At 71.5% G+C, this 3,402-nt stretch carries 2 protein-coding genes and 1 rRNA gene; 2 read left to right on the top strand and 1 reads right to left on the bottom strand.

Annotation, left to right across the window (positions count from 1 at the left end; genetic code table 11):
- Positions 1-87, top strand: a 5S ribosomal RNA gene (rrf, locus tag ACFV6D_RS22370); the annotation flags it as partial.
- A 122-nt stretch (positions 88-209) separates the two neighbouring features.
- Here rrf and ACFV6D_RS22365 read toward each other — a convergent pair.
- Positions 210-2,345 (bottom strand): alkyl/aryl-sulfatase, encoded by a 2,136-nt coding sequence (locus tag ACFV6D_RS22365; RefSeq protein WP_380560914.1) that lies wholly within the window; start codon positions 2,343-2,345, stop codon positions 210-212.
- Positions 2,346-2,640: 295 nt separating this feature from the next.
- Between ACFV6D_RS22365 and ACFV6D_RS22360 the strand changes: the two genes are divergently transcribed.
- Positions 2,641-3,240 carry a hypothetical protein gene (locus tag ACFV6D_RS22360; protein ID WP_380560913.1) on the top strand — a complete coding sequence of 200 codons (600 nt, stop codon included), beginning with the start codon at positions 2,641-2,643 and terminating at the stop codon, positions 3,238-3,240.
- Positions 3,241-3,402: the final 162 nt, after the last annotated feature.

Raw genomic sequence — 3,402 nt, 5'->3', positions numbered from 1 at the left:
GGTTACATTCCGAACCCGGAAGCTAAGCCTTACAGCGCCGATGGTACTGCAGGGGGGACCCTGTGGGAGAGTAGGACGCCGCCGAACAATCATTCACAGAGAACCCCCATCCGGGAAACCGGATGGGGGTTCTCTGCATTTCCGGGGCTTTGGGACTTCAGGGCCTCAGATCGGATCGAGTCGGAAGATCGAAGGCGCCCCCTCGCCGTTTACCGGGTGGGCGGGGTGACGATGGGGAACTTCGGGTCGGGGAGGGTCAGGGTGGCGAAGACGGCGTCGGCCGCCTGCTGGGCGTTCGCGCCCGTCAGCGCGATGTGCCGGTCCTCGACGGCCTGGTCGAAGTTGTGTCGGAAGCCGGGGGTCTGGGCGAGGTCGTCGAGGGTTTGGCGGCTGAGCGTGATGGTGGCGTCCGGCACGTCGACGAGGCGGTCGCCGCCGGCCACGAACACCAGCACGCCGTTGCGCAGGGTGGTGGTGCAGGTGTCGCCGGTGTCGGTGAACACCCAGTTCAGGGTGATCGGGAGGCGGTTCCGCTCGGCGGCCGTCGGCCCGTCCACGCTGCGGGCGAGGGCGGAGAAGAACTGGTCCAGGGTGGTGCTGCGGATCAGGTCGGCGGAGGTCTGGCTGGTGATCAGCGGCTGCGGGCCGTCGACGACCTCCCGGGCGCCGGTCAGGTAGGCGTTGCGCCAGGTCCCGTTGGCGCTGCCGTAGCCGAGCTGGGTGAAGACCTTGGCCTGGAGCTCCTTGGCCCGGGTGACCTGCGGTTCGGCGAGCGGGCTGCCCGAGTCGGCGGCGGCGCCGAAGATGACGTGGTCGAGGAGTTCGGCGGCCCAGCGGAAGCCGTCCGTGGTGTCGGTGTCGTAGGCCCGCTGGGCCGCCGTGACGACGGCCTCGGCGCCGCCCATCGCCTTGACGTACGCCGCGCCGGCCTTGACGGGCGGGAGCTGCCACAGGTGGGCCGGGTTGGCGTCGTACCAGCCCATGTACCGCTGGTAGACCGCCTTGAGGTTGTGGCTCATCGAGCCGTAGTAGCCCTGGTTGTACCAGTGGTCGTCCAGGCCCGGCGGGAGGGTCTCCAGCTCCTCGGCGATCTCGATGCCGGTGCGGCCGGCGTTGATCAGCCGCAGCGACTGGTCGTTGAGGTAGCCGTACATGTCGCGCTGGGTGTTGAGGAATTCGAGGATGCGGGCGTTGCCGGGCGCGCTGCCCTCGCCCGCCTCGCTCCACATCGGCCAGTGGTGCGAGGCGAACAGGACGTCGGTCTCCTTGCCGAAGGTCTGGATCGCCTCGGTCAGGTACTTCGACCACGCGTGCGCGTCCCGCACCTGCGCGCCCCGCAGGCTGAGGATGTTGTGCATGGTGTGGGTGGCGTTCTCCGCGATGCACAGGGTCCGGGCGTCCGGGAAGTAGATGTTCATCTCCGCCGGGGCCTCGGTGCCCGGCGTGAGCTGGAACACCATCTGCACGCCGGCCAGGTTGAACTGGTACAGCCCCGGCCGCCAGGGGATGACGTACGTGCTGTCGCTCCACTGGTCCTTGGGGACCGGCTGGTGACGGGGCCCGCCGATGTAGTCGGTCGGCGGGATGAGGGTCACCTCGCCGGTGGAGATGGTCGTGCCCAGGCCCGAACCGACCTGCCCCGTCGGGCTCTTGTCCAGCTGCGCCGCGTACATGTACTGCGCGCGCCGCGCCATCGCGGGGCCCGCGTAGACGTTCTCGCTGATCGCGTGCTCCAGGAAGCCCTCCGGCGCGACCACGGGGACGCCCGGCTCCAGCGGGTCGCCCTGCTCGGCGAACAGGCCCCGGGAACCGCCGAAGTGGTCGATGTGGCAGTGGGTGTAGACGACGCCCAGGACGGGTCGCTGCTCCCGGGTGAGCTCGGTCCTGTCCCGGAACAGCCGGAGCGCGGCCTGCGCGGTCTCGTAGCAGGCCAGCGGGTCGATGATGACCAGGCCCGCGTCGCTCTCGATGATCGTCATGTTCGACAGGTCGTAGCCGCGTACCTGGTAGATCCGGTACGCGGGACAGCTCGTGACGTGGAACAGCCCGGCGATGGCGGTGAGTTCGCCCTGCCGGTGCAGGCTGCCGTTGACCGTGGGCATCTCGGTGCGCAGGTCCGGCTGGAGGAACTCGTACGCGGTGAAGTCCCAGACCACCTCCGACGGGTTCTTGCGGGACATGATGACGGGCACGTCCGGCGGGGCGATCATGAACCGGCTGGCGTCGGCGAAGTCCCGGCCGTCCTTCTCGTCGGCGATCCTGGCCGTCTCGGCGGCCTTCCGGTTCGCTTCGGCGACGGCGGGCGTGGGCTCGACGGGCTCGGTGTACTCGGGCGTTCCGGACATGGCGAAACCACCTCCATGGTCAAGTGAGAAAACCGCCGCACAGCGGCAGGCCAGTCACGCTAGGTGTGTGCATGACTACGGACAAGGGGGGCGATCTAGCCATCCCTTTGACCTGAACCTGTCGACAATTCGTTTGACGGTTGGGCCGAGGACGCGCCGGCCCGGGGTGCATGCACCCCCTGACGTGCGCCGTCGCACCCGCTGTTCGAACCCGGGAGGGGGCGCCGGCCGTGATACCGGCCGAGGCCGGTCGGTGGTTGGCGGTCGGCGCGAGGACGGATGTGGGAGGACAGCGATGGCCTGGTACCAGGGGCGGAGCCGGATCACGGTGACGGCGGCGGAGGGGCAGTGGCCGCAGCGGGCGGTGGTGACGGTGCGCGGTGGCCGTCCGGTCGAGATTCCCGGGACGGTCGGGGCGAGCCACCTGGTGGACGCCGAGCGCTGGGAGCTCGACCTGGAGCACCGGCGCGAGGGCGAGTGGTGCCCCAACATCCGCGCGGTGCAGGGGCGCTGGCAGGAGGTCCGGGGTGTGCTGACGCAGCTGGTGCACAGCCGCAACCGGGACGGGGGCGGTGACCGCAGCGACCGGAACCTGGTGCTGCGGATCGAGCGCGTCGAACCGGGCGACGGCGCGCCCGTGGGCGTGGCCGTGCAGGGCCGCGCCACCGCGCCGCGCACCTCGGCGGGCCAGTCGGCGGCGTCCGGGGCGTCGGCCCCGCGGACTTCGGCCGCGCCGGTGCGCGGGACGTCGACCACCTCGTCGACGCCGACCGTGCGGACCAGCGGTTCGGGGGCCGGGTCGGCCGGGCCGGGCCCGGCCGCTCCGTCGCGCGCGGTGACGTCCACCGGTGGCACGGCGACCAGGCCCTCTACCGGCAGCTCCTGGCGGGGCTGACGGGTGTTCTGAGCCCGGAGCCCGCCCGCGTTCCGGCGCGCGGCGGAGCCGCGGGGGCGCCCCCCCCCCCCCCCCCCGCGCGGGCGCCGCGCGGCGGGCGCCCCCCCGGGGGGCGCGCACACAAACACTCACGCACCCACACCCCCCACCACACACCCCCCC

Origin of the sequence: Kitasatospora sp. NPDC059812 (assembly GCF_042732075.1) — a bacterium.
Lineage (GTDB): Bacteria > Actinomycetota > Actinomycetes > Streptomycetales > Streptomycetaceae > Kitasatospora.
The sequence above is the reverse complement of the archived record's forward strand: the minus strand, read 5'-3'. Positions and strand labels throughout refer to the sequence as shown.